This window comes from Nocardiopsis sp. SBT366, from assembly GCF_001083815.1.
GTDB lineage: Bacteria > Actinomycetota > Actinomycetes > Streptosporangiales > Streptosporangiaceae > Nocardiopsis > Nocardiopsis prasina.
In genome coordinates, this window is the sequence record NZ_LAVM01000028.1 from 45,224 (window position 1) to 63,288 (window position 18,065).

13 protein-coding genes are annotated in these 18,065 nt (G+C 70.9%); 5 read left to right on the forward strand and 8 right to left on the reverse strand.

Annotated features, from left to right (window positions below):
- Positions 1 to 75 precede the first annotated feature (75 nt).
- Positions 76 to 4,641, reverse strand: coding sequence for an ATP-dependent helicase (locus ADX84_RS10990; RefSeq protein WP_049571654.1), 4,566 nt, complete (start codon positions 4,639 to 4,641; stop codon positions 76 to 78).
- A gap of 120 nt (positions 4,642 to 4,761) precedes the next feature.
- Between ADX84_RS10990 and ADX84_RS25385 the strand changes: the two genes are divergently transcribed.
- The 4 genes from ADX84_RS25385 (at position 4,762) to ADX84_RS11005 (ending at position 7,583) form a co-directional block, all read left to right on the forward strand.
- Entirely contained in the window at positions 4,762 to 4,956 is a 195-nt protein-coding gene (locus tag ADX84_RS25385) for a DUF3046 domain-containing protein (RefSeq protein ID WP_026129574.1), read from the forward strand.
- 181 nt (positions 4,957 to 5,137) lie between these two features.
- Positions 5,138 to 6,265, forward strand: a complete 1,128-nt coding sequence (recA, locus tag ADX84_RS10995; protein WP_049571657.1) for a recombinase RecA — start codon at positions 5,138 to 5,140, stop codon at positions 6,263 to 6,265.
- Positions 6,258 to 6,851, forward strand: a complete 594-nt coding sequence (locus ADX84_RS11000; protein WP_049571660.1) for a regulatory protein RecX — start codon at positions 6,258 to 6,260, stop codon at positions 6,849 to 6,851. The genes recA and ADX84_RS11000 overlap by 8 nt, the downstream gene beginning before the upstream one ends.
- Before the next feature lie 99 nt (positions 6,852 to 6,950).
- Positions 6,951 to 7,583 (forward strand): class I SAM-dependent methyltransferase, encoded by a 633-nt coding sequence (locus ADX84_RS11005; RefSeq protein ID WP_049571663.1) that lies wholly within the window; start codon positions 6,951 to 6,953, stop codon positions 7,581 to 7,583.
- A 126-nt stretch (positions 7,584 to 7,709) separates the two neighbouring features.
- Here ADX84_RS11005 and ADX84_RS11010 read toward each other — a convergent pair whose 3' ends face one another.
- The 5 genes from ADX84_RS11010 to ADX84_RS11030 all read right to left on the reverse strand — a co-directional run bounded on the left by ADX84_RS11010 (position 7,710) and on the right by ADX84_RS11030 (position 13,674).
- Entirely contained in the window at positions 7,710 to 9,803 is a 2,094-nt protein-coding gene (locus tag ADX84_RS11010) for a prolyl oligopeptidase family serine peptidase (RefSeq protein WP_049571667.1), read from the reverse strand.
- A gap of 272 nt (positions 9,804 to 10,075) precedes the next feature.
- The gene (locus ADX84_RS11015) at positions 10,076 to 11,263 is read right to left on the reverse strand and encodes an amino acid ABC transporter permease (protein ID WP_049571670.1); all 1,188 of its coding nucleotides are present in this window, start codon (positions 11,261 to 11,263) and stop codon (positions 10,076 to 10,078) included.
- Complete coding sequence (locus ADX84_RS11020; protein WP_049571675.1) at positions 11,260 to 11,934, reverse strand: amino acid ABC transporter permease; 675 nt, start codon at positions 11,932 to 11,934, stop codon at positions 11,260 to 11,262. Before ADX84_RS11020 ends, ADX84_RS11015 begins: the two co-directional genes overlap by 4 nt.
- A gap of 79 nt (positions 11,935 to 12,013) precedes the next feature.
- Positions 12,014 to 12,865 (reverse strand): glutamate ABC transporter substrate-binding protein, encoded by an 852-nt coding sequence (locus ADX84_RS11025; RefSeq protein ID WP_049571679.1) that lies wholly within the window; start codon positions 12,863 to 12,865, stop codon positions 12,014 to 12,016.
- A 65-nt stretch (positions 12,866 to 12,930) separates the two neighbouring features.
- Entirely contained in the window at positions 12,931 to 13,674 is a 744-nt protein-coding gene (locus ADX84_RS11030) for an amino acid ABC transporter ATP-binding protein (RefSeq protein WP_026129572.1), read from the reverse strand.
- A gap of 559 nt (positions 13,675 to 14,233) precedes the next feature.
- On the opposite strand from ADX84_RS11030, the gene miaB reads away from it, so the two are divergent.
- Positions 14,234 to 15,700 (forward strand): tRNA (N6-isopentenyl adenosine(37)-C2)-methylthiotransferase MiaB, encoded by a 1,467-nt coding sequence (miaB, locus tag ADX84_RS11035; protein ID WP_255352564.1) that lies wholly within the window; start codon positions 14,234 to 14,236, stop codon positions 15,698 to 15,700.
- Positions 15,701 to 15,774: 74 nt separating this feature from the next.
- On the opposite strand, the gene ADX84_RS11040 is transcribed toward miaB, so the two are convergent.
- Both ADX84_RS11040 and ADX84_RS11045 read right to left on the reverse strand, forming a co-directional pair.
- The gene (locus tag ADX84_RS11040; RefSeq protein WP_049571683.1) at positions 15,775 to 17,067 is read right to left on the reverse strand and encodes a cytochrome P450; all 1,293 of its coding nucleotides are present in this window, start codon (positions 17,065 to 17,067) and stop codon (positions 15,775 to 15,777) included.
- Between the two features lie 19 nt (positions 17,068 to 17,086).
- Positions 17,087 to 17,842, reverse strand: a complete 756-nt coding sequence (locus tag ADX84_RS11045) for a TetR/AcrR family transcriptional regulator (protein WP_049571685.1) — start codon at positions 17,840 to 17,842, stop codon at positions 17,087 to 17,089.
- Positions 17,843 to 18,065 lie beyond the last annotated feature (223 nt).

Below are 18,065 nucleotides of genomic sequence, written 5' to 3' on the forward strand. Positions count from 1 at the left end.
CCTGCGCGCGGGTTCGAGCGATCGAGGTGATCCTCGCGCATCACCCGCCCCTTCGGCCAGTGGATTCCTCCGGGCTCACCGCCGCAGCCGCAGCCCCTTCGGAGTGACGTGGAACCCGGCCGAGACCAGGGCCGTGTCCACCGGGGTGCCGAACACCTCCGCGCCGTCCGCGCGTTCCACCGTCAACGACTCCACCGCGCCCGAGAGCACCAGCTCCGCCACCCTGCGGGCCGCCCGCTCCAGCAGCGCCGGGGTGGAACCGAAGGTCAGAACCGACCGGCCGCCCCGGCCCACGAACAGGGTCAGCCGACCGCCGTCCAGGACCACCAGCGCGCCCGCCACGCGGCCCGGCCGGTGGGACGCCTCCACACCCGCCGAACCCGCGGGCCAGGACAACGCGGCGCCGAACGGGTTGGCGGGGTCCGTGGCGGCCAGCACCACGGGCGGCGTCGGTCCGCCGGGCTCCTCACCGGACAGCGCCCGCAGCCGGTCCACCGCGCCGGGCAGCGCGAACTGCGCACCGCCCAACCCCTCCACGAAGTAGCCCCGGCGTACCCGACCCGCCTCCTCCATGGAGCGCAGCACCCGGTACTCGTCCGAGGAGATGCCCCGACCCTGCTGTCCCTTGAGCAGGATCCCGTCGCGTTCGAGCCGCGCCTCCACCCGAGCCAGCGTGCGGCGGGTCGGGTCCGGGTCGGGCGCCGGCAGGGCCGACCAGCGACCCGCAGCTGTGGGAGGACCGGACCGCGTGGGCATGACCGGGCGTCTCCTGGCCCGGGAGGAGCCGCGCCGCGTGACGGGGCCGGCCCCCAGCACGGCACGCAGCGGGGCCAGGGTGTCGTTGGTGACGCACCCCGCCCACACCAGCCGCCACACGGCCGCCACCAGGTCCGCGTCGGAGACCACCGCCCCGCCCAGAGCACGGGCGACACGGTCGGACACGTCCCGGAAGAACAGCGCCCCGCCCTCCCGCAGCACACCCAGGACGGTCTCGGCGAGCGAGCCCTCCTCCGGCGGGACGGGATCGGGCAGCAGCAGTGACGCCTCGTCCGCCGGGACCAGCGTCAACCAGCCGTCCTCACCCGGCAGCGCCCCGGTCCCCGCCCACACGACCTCCCCGGCCTGGGTGAGCGAGTCCAGGGCCACGGGGGCGTAACCCTCCACCCGGGCGGCCAGCACCGTCGACTCCAGGGACGAGGCCACCAACGGGGCACCGCGTAGCGACTCCACCGCCTCGAACACCGCGTCGGGTCCCCGCAGCCGCGCGTCGGGAACCGCCCGCTGCCACAGCGGCGCGAACCGGGCCAGCGCCCCGGGCTCGACCGGCTCGACCTCCCTGCGCAACCGGGCGACCGAACCCCGTCGCAGACGGCGCAGCACGTCGTCGTCGCACCACTCGGTACCGCTGCCTCCGGGCCGGAACCCGCCCCGGGCCACCCTGCCGCGCCCGGACAGCTCCCGCAGGGCGCCCTCCACCACCTCACGGCCCAGTCCCAGCCGCCCGGCCGCCTGCGCCGAGGTGAACGGCGCGTGCGTGCGCGCGTACCGCGACACCAGGTCCACCACCGGCTCCGCCACCGGTTCCAGGAACACCTCCGGGACCCCGGGCGGGGGCACGGCACCCAGGGCGTCGCGGAGCCGGGCCGTGTCCTCCACCGCGCACCACCGCTCGGCCCCGGCCACCCGCATCCGCACCACGCGACCGGCGCCCTCCAACTCGGCCAGCCACTCCCGCAGCGCACCCCGCTCGTCCGCCTCGGCGGTGGTCAGCGGCCCCACCTCCCGCAACAGGTCGGCCGCACCCTCCAAGTCCCGCACCGGTGCGGCGGTCCGCTGCAACAGGGCGTCGGTCTGCTCCACCACCTCCGGGTCCAGCAGCTCCCGCAGGTCCGCGCTGCCCAGCAGGTCCGCCAACAGCGACGCGTCCAGGGTGAGGGCCTGCGCGCGCAACTCGGCGGCGGGGGCGTCACCCTCGTACAGGAACGCCGCCGTGTACTCCATCAGCAGTGACCGGGCGAAGGGCGAGGCCTGCGGGGTCTCCACCTCCACCACCCTCATCCGACGCGCCCGGACGTCAGTGAGCACCTCCGCCAGCGCGGGCACGTCGAACACGTCCCGCAGACACTCGCGCACCGTCTCCAACACGATCGGGAACGACCCGTAGCGGCCCGCCACCGACAACAGGTGCTGGGCCCGCAACCGCTGCTGCCACAACGGCATCCGCCGGTCCGGGCGCTGCCGGGGCAACAGCAGCGCCCGCGCGGCGCACTCACGGAACCGGGACGCGAACAGCGCCGACCCGGTGAGCTCGTCGGTGACCACGGCCTCCACGGTCTCCGGGTCCAACGACACCAGGTCGGCCAGCTCACCCGCCCGCAGGATGCCGCCCGACTCCACGTCCGGCAGCCGCAGCACGATCCCGTCGTCACCGTGCACCACCTGGGCGTCCGTCCCGAACCGTTCCCGGGCCCGCCCGGCGATCGCCAGCGCCCACGGCGCGTGCACCCGGGCCCCCAGCGGTGAGTGCACCACCGCCCTCCAGTCGCCCACCTGGTCGCGGAAGCGCTCGATCACCACTGTTCGGTCGTCCGGCACGCTGCCGGTCGCCTCACGTTGGTCGGCCACGTACTCCACGAGGTTGTCGGCGGCCCAGTCGTCAAGCCCGGCGGCCGTGGCCAGCTCACGCCCTGCCACCTGGTCGCGTTCGGCCAGTTCACGGGTCATCGCGCCCACCGCACGGCCCAGTTCGGCCGGGCGTCCGAGCGCGTCCGCCTTCCAGAACGGCATCCGGCCCGGCCGTCCGGGGGCGGGGGAGACCATCACGCGGTCGGCGGTGATCGCCTCGATCCGCCACGAGGTCGAGCCCAGCACGAACACGTCGCCCACCCGCGACTCGTACACCATCTCCTCGTCCAGCTCACCGACTCGGGTCGGTGCCCTGCTCGTCGACTCCGAGGCCAGGTGCACCCCGTACATGCCCCGGTCGGGGATGGTGCCGCCGCTGATCACCGCCAGCCGCTGGGCGCCCGGCCGCGACCGCAGCACGTCCTCGCCTCGGTCCCACACCAGGCGTGGGCGCAGCTCGGCGAACTCGTCCGAGGGGTAGCGGCCGGACAGCATGTCCAGCACCGACTCCAGCACCGCGTCGCTCAGGTCCGCGAAGGGCGCCGCGCGTCGCACCAGCGCGGCGAGCCCGGGCACCGTCCAGTCGTCCATCGCCACCATGGCCACGACCTGCTGCGACAACACGTCCAGGGGGTCGCGCGGCATCTCCAGCCGTTCGATCCCGCCCGCGCGCATGCGTTCGGTCACCACGGTGGTCGCCAGCAGGTCGCCCCGGTACTGCGGAAGGAACACCCCGCGGGAGGTCTCACCCACCTGGTGGCCCGCGCGGCCGACCCGCTGGAGGCCACTGGCCACCGACGGGGGAGCGGCCACCTGCACCACCAGGTCCACCGCCCCCATGTCCACCCCGAGTTCGAGGCTGGAGGTGGCCACCACACACCGCAGCCGCCCCGCCTTGAGGTCGTCCTCGATGAGCTCCCGCTCGGCCTTGGACACGGACCCGTGGTGGGCGCGCGCGATCACCGGGTCACCGCCCCGGCTCTGCTCGGACTGGCCGATCACCTGCGCGGCCACCTCCTCGTCGGGGAGGCCGCCGTCGACGCGTTCGGCGTGGAGGTCGTTGAGCCGGGCGCACAGCTTCTCGGCGGTGCGACGGCCGTTGGTGAACACGATGGTGGAGCGGTTGGCCTCGACCAGATCCAGCACCCGGCGCTCCATGTGCGGCCAGACCGAGCCCCGGCTCATGGTGTTGCCCGCGCGCGGGTCCGGGGGCAGGCCCTCGGCCGTGGCGGCCGGGCTCCCGGGTTCGTCGAGGTCGGGTACGGACGCCTCCACGCGCAGGTCCATGCGGGGGGTGTCCGGCGGCGCCACGATCACGGCGCCACCGGTTCCGGCGGATCCCCCACCGGTGCCGCTCAGGTAGGCGGCGACGGTCTCCCGCGGACGCACCGTGGCGGACAGGCCGATCCGCTGGGCCGGGCGGTCCACCAGGGCGGACAGGCGCTCCAGGCTCAGCGCCAGGTGGGCGCCGCGCTTGGTCCCGGCCAGGGCGTGCACCTCGTCCACGATGACCGTCTCCACCCCGGAGAGGCCCTCACGGGCCCTGGAGGTCAGGACGAGGAAGAGGGACTCGGGCGTGGTGATGAGGACGTCCGGGGGGTGGGTCGCCATCCGGCGCCGCTCCTGGGCGGGGGTGTCGCCGGTGCGCACCCCCACGGTGACCGGTGACAGGACCTCCCCACCGCCCTCGGCGGCCGCGGCGATCCCCGCGAGCGGCTGGCGGAGGTTGCGCTCCACGTCCACAGCCAGCGCCTTGAGCGGCGACACGTACAGGACCCGGCAGCGCTTCGAGCGATCCGTCGGCACCGGGGCGTGGGTGAGCCGGTCCAGGGACCACAGGAAGGCCGACAGCGTCTTGCCCGACCCGGTCGGCGCCACCACCAGCGTGTCCCTGCCGGAGGCGACCGTCCGCCAGGCCTCGGTCTGTGCGGCCGTGGGCCCGTCCGGGAAGGCCCGACCGAACCAGGCCCGGGTCGCCGTGCCGAAGGGTGCCAGGGGATCGGTCGCTCCGCTCATCGCACCAGTCTGCCCAAGGGGTCCGACAGATCGCCGCAGGACACCCGGGACCGCGGACCGGCGGAACTCGTCCTGTGGACGAGGCCCAGCGGCTCCCTCCGGTCACCCATACTGGGGCCGATGAGACTCACTGTTTTCTGGCACAACATGCACGCCCAGTTCGGCGAGGCCTACGCGGACAGCCTGGCCAAGGACTACGTCATCGAGAAGCTCGGCTCCCGCACGGTCAACCAGGCGCTGGCCGACGGGACCTCGGCCAAGGAGGTGTGGCGGGCCGTGTGTGACGCGTTCGACCTTCCCGCCTCCGTCCGCTGAGCCGACCTTCCCCAAGCACACGTAAAAACCGGGACGCCAGGGGTTCGTACCGGATTTCGAACATGAGTTCGGGTACTCTGGGTTCTCGGTGGGCGGACGTCGAGCGTCGCGATTGTCGTAGCGACCGCGTAGCGTCATGCGCATCATGAAGAAAAAGGCATCAACCCAACAGGGGAATCCCGTGGCATCTGGAGACCGAGACAAGGCTCTCGAAACAGCGCTCGCGCAGATCGAGCGGCAGTTCGGCAAGGGCTCCGTCATGCGGCTGGGGGACGACGACCGTCCGCCGATCGAGGCGATCCCCACCGGCGCCATCGCGCTGGACGTCGCCCTGGGCATCGGAGGCCTGCCCAAGGGCCGGGTCGTCGAGATCTACGGCCCCGAGTCCAGCGGTAAGACCACCGTCGCCCTGCACGCGGTGGCCAGCGCCCAGAAGATGGGCGGCATCGCCGCCTTCGTCGACGCCGAGCACGCGCTCGACCCCGAGTACGCCAAGAAGATCGGCGTCGACACCGACAACCTCCTCCTGTCGCAGCCGGACACCGGTGAGCAGGCGCTGGAGATCGTCGACATGCTCATCCGCTCCGGCGCCGTCTCGATCATCGTGATCGACTCCGTGGCGGCCCTGGTGCCCCGCGCCGAGATCGAGGGCGAGATGGGCGACAGCCACGTCGGCCTCCAGGCCCGGCTCATGTCCCAGGCGCTGCGCAAGATCGCCGGTGCCCTGCACACCACCGGCACCACCGCGATCTTCATCAACCAGCTCCGCGAGAAGGTCGGCGTCATGTTCGGCTCGCCGGAGACCACCACCGGTGGCAAGGCGCTGAAGTTCTACGCCTCGGTCCGCCTGGACGTGCGCCGCATCGAGACGCTCAAGGACGGCACCGACGCGGTCGGCAACCGCACCCGCGTCAAGGTCGTCAAGAACAAGGTCGCTCCGCCCTTCAAGCAGGCGGAGTTCGACATCCTCTACGGTGTCGGCGTCTCCCGCGAGGGCAGCCTCATCGACCTGGGCGTCGAGCACGCCATCGTGCGCAAGTCCGGCGCCTGGTACACCTACGACGGCACCCAGCTCGGGCAGGGCAAGGAGAACGCCCGCAACTTCCTGCGCGAGAACGTGGACGTGGCCAAGGAGATCGAGAAGAAGATCAAGGAGAAGCTGGGCATCCCCGGACAGGGTGACGACAGCGCCTCCAGCGCCTCCAGCCCCGCCGAGCCCAAGGCCGACCCGGTCAAGGCCGAGGAGCCCAAGGCCCCGGCCAAGCGCGTCGCGGCCAAGACCACCAAGGCCGCCGCCCCGGATGCGTGAGCGGCGCCGGTCACCCGACCGCACCGGACCGGCCGAGGCCGATCCGGTGAGCGCCGACGAGGAGACCGCTCCGGGCGGGCAGCCCGGAGCGGACCTCGAGAACAAGGCCAGGAACCTGGTCCTGCGGATGCTCACCCACTCCCCGCGCACCCGCGCCCAGCTGGAGCGCTCCCTGCACCGCAGGGAGTACCCGGACGAGGTGGTGGAGGGGGTCCTCAACGGCCTCGATGAGGCCGGACTGATCGACGACGCCGCCTTCGCCCAGGCCTGGGTCACCTCCCGGCAGTACGGCAGGCACCTGTCCCGCCGTGCCCTGACCCAGGAGCTGCGCACCCGGGGGGTGGAGGAGGAGACCGTCCGTGAGGCGGTCGCCGAGGTCAGTGACGAGGACGAGCAGGAGGCCGCCCGCGTGCTGGCCCGCAAGAGCCTGCGCGGGAGCCGAAGCAGGGAGAAGGAGGCCCGCATCCGCCGTGCCCTGGGCGTCCTGGCACGCAAGGGCTACCCGGGGGGCCTGTCCTACCGCATCGTCCGCGAGGAGATGGAACAGGAAGGCCTGGAGGCCGACCCGGACCACCCCGACCTCTAGCGCCCACTCAGCCAACTCTGCCCCACCCGGGCCGCAGGCGGGCAGGGCCGCTTCGGCCCCGGGCGCCGTGCACGCACGCGGATGCTAGCTTCCTCTTCTGTGACGGAACACCAGGAAGAGACCAGGGCCGCCTACGACGGGGTCGTCGAGCTGTACGCGTCGATGTTCGCGGGACGGTTGGAGTCACAGCCGTTCTCGCGGAACATGATCGGCACCTTCGCCGAACTGGTGCGCGGGACGGGGAACCCGCTGGCGGCCGACGTCGGGTGTGGGCCCGGACACCTGACGGCCATGCTGCGCGAACTGGGTCTGGACGCCTTCGGGCTGGACCTCTCCTCCGCCATGGTCGACCACGCACGGCGGACGTACCCGTCCCTGCGGTTCGAGCAGGCGCGGATGGAGACCCTGCCGGTCGAGGACGGCGCGCTCGGCGGTGTTCTGGCCCACTACTCCGTGATCCACACCCCGCCCGGGGAACTGCCGGCGCTCCTGGACGAGCAGGTGCGGGTCCTGGCGCCCGGGGGTCTGCTCCTGGTCTCGTTCTTCGCCACCGACGGACCCGAGCCGGTTCGCTTCGACCACAAGGTGACCCCCGCCCACAGCTGGCCTGTGGAACGGTTCGCCGAACTGCTGGCCGAGGCTGGTCTCACCGTGGTCGCCCGGCTCATCCATGATCCGGCCTCCGAGCGGGGCTTCCTTGACGCCCACCTGTTGGCCCGCCTCGACCGGTGATCGCCGAGGTGGCCGTGTGCGCACGGCTCCCTGACGGGCCCCACCCCGGCAGGGCGGCGGCGAACACCCCGCGGGTCTGATCAGGCCCGACCAGGCACTCCCGCACCGGTCGAGCTCCTCGGGGGCTCAGGACGGCTCCGTGTGCTCCCTGACCACGGGCTCACCGGTCCCGGCGGTCACACCGGCCTCCGGGGTCACCTCGGGAAGCTGCTCCGCGACGGGGATGTCGACCTCCGGTTCCTCTGCGCGCGGTTCGGGGGGATCGGTGGTGAGTTCCAGCGGGGCCACGTCCGGCGCGAAACCGAACACTCCCGCGTAGAAGGCCAGCTCCGCCTCCAGGGAGCGCACGCGCGCGGCCTCGGACCGGAATCCGTGCGCCTCACCCTCGAACTCCAGCAGCGCGTGGGGCACCTGGCGCCTGCTCAGCCCAACGGCCATGCGGCTCGCCTGGTCCGGGGTGACCACCTTGTCCTCCAACCCCTGGAGCAGGAGGACGGGGACCCCGATCTCACTGATCCGGTTGATCGGCGACCGCTCCCGGTAGGTCTCCACGAACCCCGGCAGGGTCCCGACCAGCGTGTCCGTGAAACGTGACTCGAAGTCGTGGGTGGTCTTGACCAGGCCCAGCAGGTCCGCGACACCGAAGTACGACACCCCGCAGGCGAAGGTGTCACCGGTCAGGGCGAGCAGGGCGGTGAGGCCGCCCGCGCTCGGGCCCCGGATCGCCAGGCGCTCGGGGTCGGCCAGGCCACGATCCACCAGGGCCCGAGCGGCCGCGGTGCAGTCCTCGACGTCCACCGCACCCCACTGCTTGTGCAGGCGCTTGCGGTAGGAGCGCCCGTAGCCCGTGGAACCGCCGTAGTCCACGTCCACGATGCCGATCCCACGGCTGGTGAAGTAGGCCTTGACCAGGTCCAAGGAGCGCGTGGCCTGCCCCACCGGCCCGCCGTGCGCCCACACCACGTAGGGCGCTGGCCCCTCCGAGGAGACCTCGGGGTTGGTGGGCGGGTACACGTTGGCGTGCACCGTCGCCCCGTAGCGGCCGGGCAGCGTCTCCTGGCGGGGGACGGGAAGGTAGGCGGGGTCGACGGGTTCCTCGGCGCCGCGCACCAGCACCTCGACGGTACGGCGGTCCGGGTCGAGCCGCACCAGGCACCCGGCGGTGTCCGCGGAGGCCGCGATGGCCACCACGCTGGTGCCGTCCGAGTCCAGGTGCGACCACGAGGTCAGCTCGGTGGTGACCGGCTCCAGGTCCAGGGTGTCGGGGTCGTACACGCTCGGCCGCATCGCGGTGTCGCCGTGCAGGGTCACGATCCGTCCGTCGTCCAGCAGGCGGAAACAGCGGTCGCCCAGACGCCACGGCGGGGAGTGGAACTCCTCCTCGGCCGGGTACAGGGCGATGGCCTGTCCCTTCAGCCCGGCCTGATACAGGTTCCAGAAGCCGGGCCAGTCCGAGGCCAGGTACAGCGTGGAGTCGTCAGACCAGACGGGGGCGAGCACGGACTCGTCCACCCCGCCCTTGAGCGTGTACTCGCCGATCAGCCCGTCCTCGGTGAGGTCGCCCACCCGCAGCTCCGTGCCGTCCCAGGGCATCCTCGGGTGGTTCCACCGCACGTAGGCCAGATGGGTGCCGTCCGGCGAGACCGTGGGGGAGGCGTAGAAGTGCGCTCCGGAGACCAGCTCGCGGATCGCGGACGGGTCGTGGGCGCCCCGGCCCGAGAGCGGAACCGTCACGATGGAACGGCGCACGGTGCCGTCGACGTGCTGTTCCCGCACGCACAGGAGCTGTTTGCCGTCGGCGCCCAGCGCCGGGTCGGCGTACCGCAGAGCCCCGGGGGAGGCGGGTTCGGGGGTCAGCGGGACGGGGTCCTTGGCCCCGCGTTCGAGCAGGTAGAGCCGCTGGTCCTCGGAGTTGGCGAAGACCACGCCCACACGGGCGATGGCCTTGTCGTCACGGCGGGGGACGGGGAGATGGGAACGGCCGCCGTACTCGTGCACCCGCGTGCCCACGTTCCACGGTGCGGGCAGCAGATCGCGCACGGTGCCGTCCGCGTCACGGCGCACGAGCGTGGTGCGGCCCTCCTCGGCTGGTCGGTACTCCTCCCACCAGACCTCGTCGCCCAGGACGGAGGGATACGCCATCTGGCGCACTCCTCGGGCGACGTCACCGGCACTGATGGGTGATGGCCAGGAGCCGTGGGGGCTCGACAGTTCAGACATGTCCCGCTCAGGAAGGGTCGTGGGTGTGATCAGATGACATGTCGACCTTAGTGCTCCATGGCCTTCGTGTGCAGTCCCGAAGGGCCCGCCTGTGGACAGACGGCGCCGCCGCCACACGGGCAGGGCAACGTCGACAGCGGCGAGAACGTTCGACGACACCGGTGGCGAGCCCGAACGCGTGTGAGCCGCGGGTGGTACCAACGGCGACGGCCCCGCGGAGCGCACTCGGAGTGCGTCCACGGGGCCGTCGCGCGGGTGTTCCCAGGGGCTCGTTACGAGCTCGAACCCCCGTCGCTACCGGAGCCGGAGTCGCCACCGGAACCGGATCCACCACCGGAGCCGGAGTCCCCGCCGGAGCCGGAGTCCCCGTGGGATCCGGAACCGCCGTCACCGGACTCGGGACGCGGATCGGATTCGCCCCTTTCGGAGTCCTCCTCGGTCTCGATCACGACGAAGTCCGCCCCGGGCTGGGCCGTTGCTCCGCCGGTCACGGGCTGGCCGCCGGGAACTGCGGTCACGCCCGCCACGTCGGTGGGCGCGCCGCCCGCCGCCGTCGCCTTGGCGGAGGGCCTGCCCCGACGGGCGTTGCGGCGCTCCAACCAGATTGCGAACCGGCTCAGCGACAGGTTGATCATGATGTAGATCAACGCGCAGATGATCGCCGCGGGGATCACGTTGCTCTCCCGGGTGGCCACCAGCGTGAAACTACGCAGCAGCTCCGGGAAGGCGATGATGTAACCCAGCGCGGAGTCCTTGAGCAGGACCACCAGCTGCGCGACGATCGCGGGCATCATCGAGGTGATGGCCTGCGGGATGAGGATCGTCCACATCGTCTGGGTCCGGCTCATGCCGATGGACTGCGCGGCCTCGGCCTGGCCCTTGGGCACGGCCAAAATGCCCGCGCGGAACACCTCCGCGAGCACCGACCCGTTGTACAGGGTCAGGCCCGTGACCACCGCGACCAGCGCGGTCACCTGGAAGGTCCCGGTCGGGATGTTGAAGAGCTGCCAGGCGACGATGGGCAGCGCCATCGTGAAGAAGATCAGCATCAGCAGCGGGATGCCGCGGAAGAACTCCACGACGGCCCCGGCCGGGACGCGGATCCACCAGCGCTCGGAGAGACGACCGATACCGAAGACCAGGCCGAACAGCACCGCCAGCACCGAGGCGGTCAGCGCCGCGGTCAGCGTGTTCTGGAGGCCGGGGAGGACGTAACCGGTCCACGTCTCGGGACGGAGGAAGGGCTCCCACTTGTCTGCGGCCCACTGGCCCGACGGGTTGACGGCCCAGGTCTGCGCCGAGAACAGCGGTGACTCGCGCTCGCTCAGGGTCCGGTTGAACCCCAGGTACAACACGGCCAGACCGACCAGCCCGAGGGCGACGGTGATGATCGTGTAGACGAGGTTGCGCACCCGGGCCTTGGGCCCCGGAGCGTCGAAGAGAACGGCCTGCGCGCTCATCGGACCACCGCCACTCGCTTGGCGAGCCAGCCGAAGAAGTAACCCATCGGCAGGGTCAGGATCAGGAACCCGATCGCGAATCCGACGAAGGTCGGCAGGACCGGGGCGATGCCCTGGTCGAACATGAGCTTCATCTCCCGGGACGCCTCCTGGACGCCCAGCCCCGCGACGGAGGCGACGGTGGTGTTCTTGGTCAGCGCGATGAGCACGCTGCCCAGCGGACCGACGACGGTGCGCAGCGCCTGCGGGATGACGATCAGGCGCAGGTTCTGGGTGAAGGTCAGACCCAGGGAACGGGCCGCCTCGACCTGGCCCAGAGGGATGGTGTTGATCCCGGCGCGCAGCGATTCGGACACGAAGCACGCGGTGTAGGCGGACAGGCCGATGACCGCCCACCAGAACACGTCCCAGGCCACGCTGTCGGCCAGGCTCAGCCCGAGGGCACTGTTGAGGCCGAGGCCGCAGAAGAGCAGGACCAGGGTCAGGGGCGAGTTCCGGATGCCCTCGACGTAGGCGGTCGACAGACCGCGCAGCAGCGGGACGGGGGAGACCCGCATCGCGGTGAGCAGGATGCCGAGGACGAACGAGAAGACGGCACTGAAGAGGGTGAGCCGGACGGTCCATGAGAAACCGTCGACGACCCTGTCGATGTTGCTGAGAAAGGCTTCCATAGGTCCCAGCCGGTCAAGGCTCGGAAGGTGGGGCCGGGCTGTCCCGGCCCCACCTTCCGAACAAGGTCAGATGACGGTTTTAGGCGCAGGCCTCAAGCTCGGGGACGGACTCCTCGTAGGCGAAGTCGGTCGCGCCGAAGGCCTCCTCGAGGTACTCGGTGGCGGTGCCGTCATCCCACATCTTGGTGATGGCCTCGTTGATCTCCTCGCAGCGCTCGGTCGAGCCGGCGGGCAGACCGACGCCGTACATCTCCTCGCCGAACGGGTTGTTCACCATCCGGAAGCTGTCGGGGTTCTGGGCGGCGAAGCCCGCGAGGATGGTGTTGTCCGTGGTGACGGCGTCGACGGTGCCGTTGCTGAGCAGCTCCAGGCACTCGGAGTAGTTGCCCGCCTCGCGCAGCTCGGCGTCGATCTCCATGTCCTCGGTGATGTTGTTCGCCGAGCGGGAGCCGGAGGCCGAACACAGCACCTTGCCGTCGAGGTCCTCGGGGCTGTTGATGTCCGTGTTGTCAGCCTGGGTCAGGATGTCCTGCTTGGCGACGTAGTACGGGCCACCGAAGTCGACGACCTGGCGGCGCTCGTCGGTGATCGAGTAGGTCGCGAGGATCATGTCGACCGTGCCCTGCTGGAGGAAGGACTCACGGTTGGCGGAGGCCGCCTCGGTCCACTCGATCTGCTCCGGGGAGTAGCCGAGCTCACCGGCGATGTAGGTGGCGACGTCGACGTCGAAGCCGGCGGGGGTGCCGCCCTCGCTCAGGCCCAGGCCCGGCTGGTCGTACTTGACACCGATGGTGATGGTGTCGCCGCCGCCGTTGCCGTCACTGCTGCCACCGTCACCGTCGCCGCCGACATCGGCGGTGCCACAGGCGGTCAGAGCGAGGGCGAGGACGGCGACGCCGCCCAGGAGGCTGTTGAAACGACGTGCTCGCATGTGGGGTACCTCTTCCTTGGTGCTGCGTGCGAAGAACGCGAAGATCTCGGGGAGCCCGGTGGGCTCTAGTGGGTCAGGATCTTCGACAGGAAGTCCTGGGCCCTCTCCGACCGGGGATTGGTGAAGAACTCGTCGGGGGTGTTCTCCTCGACGATCTGGCCGTCGGCCATGAAGACGACCCGGTTGGCGGCACGGCGGGCGAAGCCCATCTCGTGCGTGACCACGACCATGGTCATGCCCTCGCTGGCGAGGTCGGTCATGACGTCGAGGACCTCCTGGACCATCTCGGGGTCCAGGGCGGAGGTCGGCTCGTCGAAGAGGAGCACCTTCGGGTTCATGGCCAGCGCACGGGCGATGGCCACGCGCTGCTGCTGACCACCCGAGAGCTGGGCGGGGTACTTGTGCGCCTGGTTGCCGATCCGGACCCGGTCGAGGAGTTCCATCCCCCGGGCCTCGGCGTCGGCCTTGGACTTGCGGAGCACCTTCATCGGGCCCAGCGTCACGTTCTGGAGCACGGTCTTGTGCGCGAACAGGTTGAAGGACTGGAACACCATTCCCACGTCGCTGCGCAGCTTGGCCAGGCCACGGCCCTCCGCGGGCAGGGGCTGGCCGTCCAGGGAGATGACACCGGAGTCGATCGTCTCGAGCCGGTTCATGGTGCGGCAGAGCGTCGACTTGCCGGACCCGGACGGGCCGATGACGACTACCACCTCGCCGGAGTTAACCGTCAGATCGATGTCGCGGAGCACGTGCAGGTCGCCGAAGTGCTTGTTGACGTTCTCCAGCACGACGAGAGGAGTTGAAGTCATGCATCGGAACCTAATGGGTCCAAGTTGCCGTGTCATCCCGAAAACGCTGCTTGAGTCAGGAGTAGCTGACTTGTTACGGCGTGATCCGCAAAACCGTTATCGATTTCGTTGTGTAAGTGGGCCACTGTCGCACGGAGTGGCGGAGCCACTCTCCAGAGTTTCCATTGGTCACTCTCGGTGATGGTGTCAGGACTCCCGATTAACCTGCTGGACACATCGTCCGTCCAGGTCAGGCTGACAGTCCGGCGCGGTCGGTTGGAACGATGAGCCGGGGAGAGTTACGGAGCGTCCCTATTTCCAGAAACCGACTTTCGACCTCCGGAGCCCCATGAAGGCAGGGCCGTCACCACGGAAATCACCCGGAAGCCGCGTTCCCGTAAACCGGACCGTCTCCCTGTCCATAACGGCCTCCGGTGACCGAATCCGCTCCGCTGGCGCCCACCGCGGGGGCCTGCGGCGCGAGGCGGAGGCGGGGCCCGGAACGGCCAACGCGCGAGCGTCCTGGGCGCCGCCGCGAAGCGGATAGCCTGGAACGGTGAGCCAGAGTCGTACCTACCAAGTGCGGACCTACGGCTGCCAGATGAACGTCCACGACTCCGAGCGCCTCTCCGGTCTGCTGGAGGACGCTGGGTACGATCGCGCAGCTGAGGACACCACCGCAGACATCGTCGTCTTCAACACCTGTGCGGTCCGTGAGAACGCGGACAACCGCCTCTACGGCAACCTCGGTCACCTGCGCCCGGTCAAGGACGCCAACCCCGGGATGCAGATCGCCGTGGGTGGCTGCCTCGCCCAGAAGGACCGAGGGGAGATCGTGCGCCGCGCCCCCTGGGTGGACGTGGTGTTCGGCACCCACAACATCGGCTCCCTGCCCACCCTGCTGGAGCGCGCCCGCGTCCAGCGCGAGGCGCAGGTCGAGATCGCCGAGGCGCTGGAGCACTTCCCGTCCACGCTGCCCAGCCGCCGCGAGTCGGCCTACGCGGCCTGGGTGTCGATCTCGGTCGGCTGCAACAACACCTGCACCTTCTGCATCGTGCCCGCGCTGCGGGGCAAGGAGAAGGACCGGCGTCCCGGCGACGTGCTCGCCGAGGTCCGCGCCCTGGTCGACGAAGGCGTCACCGAGGTGACGCTGCTCGGACAGAACGTCAACGCCTACGGCAGCGAGTTCGGCGACCGTCAGGCCTTCTCCAAGCTGCTTCGCGCCTGCGGTGAGATCGAGGGGCTGGAGCGGGTCCGCTTCACCTCCCCGCACCCGCGCGACTTCACCGACGACGTCATCGAGGCCATGGCCGAGACGCCCAACGTGATGCCGCAGCTGCACATGCCGTTGCAGTCCGGGTCCAGCAAGGTTCTCAAGGACATGCGTCGTTCCTACCGCCAGGAGCGCTTCCTCGGCATCGTGGACAAGGTGCGCTCGGCGATGCCGCGCGCCGCCATCACCACGGACATCATCGTGGGCTTCCCCGGTGAGACCGAGGAGGACTTCGAGCAGACCCTGCACGTGGTCCGCGAGTCCCGGTTCGCGATGGCGTTCACCTTCCAGTACTCCAAGCGCCCCGGCACCCCTGCCGCCACCATGGACGGGCAGATCCCGCCGGAGGTCGTCAAGGAGCGCTACCAGCGGCTGGTCGAGCTCCAGGACCAGATCTCCTGGGAGGAGAACCAGAAGCTGGTCGGCCGTGAGGTCGAGCTGATGGTCTCCGAGGGAGAGGGGAAGAAGGACGGCGCACACCGCCGCCTGTCCGGCCGCGCCCCCGACAACCGCCTCGTGCACTTCGCCGTGGGCGACGCCGAGGAGCCGCGCCCGGGCGACATGGTCACCGTCGAGGTCACCTACGCCGCCCCGCACCACCTCGTCGCCGACTCCGGCGTCAGGCACCTGCGCCGCACGCGCGCCGGTGATGCCTGGGACGCCCGTCAGGGCAGGCCGGTACAGGTCACCAAGCCGGACGTGCTCCTGGGCATGCCGAGGATCGGTGTTCCGCCGGAGGAGCCCGCCCCCGCTGGCGGCTGCTGCGACGCCTGATCCGCACCCGAGTTCCGAGGCCCCCGACGCACACGCGCCGGGGGCCTCGCGCCGTTCCGGCGCGGCTGTCACGCCTACGCGGGCCCGAGCCGGACCGGGAGCTCCCTCAGCCGCAGCGTCCCCGGGACGGTGTCGCGCACCGGCGGTCGGCCCGGGACCAAGGAGAGTTCCGGGTGGGCCGCGAACAGGGCGCCGACGGCGACCTCCCCCTCCTGGCGGGCCAGGGCCGCGCCCAGGCAGTAGTGCGCGCCGTGTCCGAAGGCCACGTGGGCCTCGCCCGGCCTGCCCTGGTGCCGGGTGACGTCGAACCGGTGCGGATCGGGGTGGACGTCCGGGTCGTGGTTGGCCCCGGCGACCAGCGCCACCGCTCGCTCCCCGGCGGCCAACGTGCCACGGGAGAGCTGGACGTCCTCCGTGGCGTACCGGGCCTTTGCCGTGACGGCGGTACCCCCGACGCGGAGCATCTCGTGGACCGCGGCGGGCAGCAGGCCGGGGTCGGACCGGAGCAGGGCGAGCTGGTCCGGGTGCTCCAGGAGCGCGCGGGTTCCGTTGCCCAACAGGTGGGCTGTGGTCTCGTGACCGGCGATGACCAGCGTGAACACCAGGGTGACCAGCTCGCCCTGGGAGAGTCGCCCGCCGCCCTCGTCCCGTGCGCGCACGAGCGCGTCGAGGAGGTCCCCACGCGGGTGCTCCCGGCGCTCGACGATCATCGCCTCGATGTGGTCGATCATCTCGCCGAGCACCCGGTTCATCACCTCGGGCCGGGCGGGGTCGAACCGGGCCAGCTGGTGGCTCCACGCGTGCCACTGCGGGCGGTCCGCCACGGGGACCCCCACGAGATCGCAGATGACCGCGATGGGCAGCGGGTAGGCGAAGTGCTCGATCAGGTCGACCACGCCCTCCTCGTCCGCGTGTTCGGGGAGCGCCGTCAGCAGGTCGTTGGTGATCCGCTCGACGCCCGGACGCATCTCGTTGACGCGTCGCACGGTGAAGGTGCGGGAGACGAGTTTGCGCAGGCGGGCGTGGTCGGAGCCGTCCTTGTCCAGCAGCGACTCGGTGAGGTAGGTGATGAGGTCGGGGCGCAGGCCCAGGGCCGCCATGGCGTCGGATCGCCTGGCCCCGGTGGGACCCTCGGGCACGTTCTGGGGATCGACGACGAACCGCCGGTCACTGAGGATGGCGCGCACGTCGGCATCGTCGACGAAGGCCCGCGCCGCCTGGCCGTCGACGAACAGGACCGGCGCGGAACCGCCCGCGGCCCGGATCCGCTCGATGACCTCCAGTGGCCGCGAGGAGAACTCCTCTGAGCGCATGTTGACGGGTTCGGGTCCGCGGGACTGGTCCGTGACGGGTGTGGCGGTGTGCATGTGCCCCTCCTTGTGGGGTCTACGTGCTGCGCTTGACGCGTTTCTGTTCCTCGATCTCGCCGGTCAGGAGCTGTTCGAGTCCGGTGAAGATCGCGACGGTCCCCGCCTGCGTGGCCCGCATGGCCGAGTCGGGCACGTCCTGCTCCAGGAGCAGGCGCAGGCTGTGCGCGGCCAGATCGGCTCTGGCGGTGCGTTCGGGGACGGGAAAGCCCTGTTGGGTGAGCAGGGGTTCGGAGAGCAGGTGTCCCATGACGGTGGAGCAGTAGGCGTAGAACCGTTGGTCGGCGGGGAGCTGCGGCCCCAGGACCCCGTGTTCCTCCAGCAGGTCCCAGTAGTCGCGCAGGGCCTTCTGCCGGGCCTCTGTCAGGTCCCTGACCAGCTGCGGAAGGGTGCGGGAGAAGGAGCTGAGTTCGTCGCTGCCGTTGTTGTAGAGCGCGTGGACGACGGGGGATTCGAACTGGAGGAGGTAGATGTGGCGCGCGATCTCGCTCGGCCGGGCGGACCGGGGGTCCTGCCGGATCAGGTCCAGGAGGCGGCCGACCATGTCGTGCTGGGCGCGTAGCAGCACCGTGAGGAAGAGCCGCTCCTTGGTGGGGAAGTGCAGGTAGACGGTGCCCTTGCCGACCCCCGCCCGGCGAGCGACGTCGTCGATGGTGGTCTTGCGGTGCCCCCAGGCCACCATGAGCTCCTCGGCGGCGTCGAGGATGCGTTCGGCCCGGGTGTCGCGTTCGGACACGGGCTGGTCCTGGGAGTGGTGGTCGGCGGACGGGGACACGTACGGCTCCTTCGGTACGGGGGCCGCCGGTGAGGGCGCTCACCAGCCTTGACGCGAAGACCATATCCAGACCTCCGTTCCCGGGCCGCATCACTCTGACTGTGTGACCAGATTTCACATCTGGTCACACAGTCAAAGCTAGGTCAGATCACTCCGCGGTACAAGACCCGCGGTGCAGCCGGGGGGAGCGGCGGGCACGCGGGGCCGGGGACCGGAGGGGGCG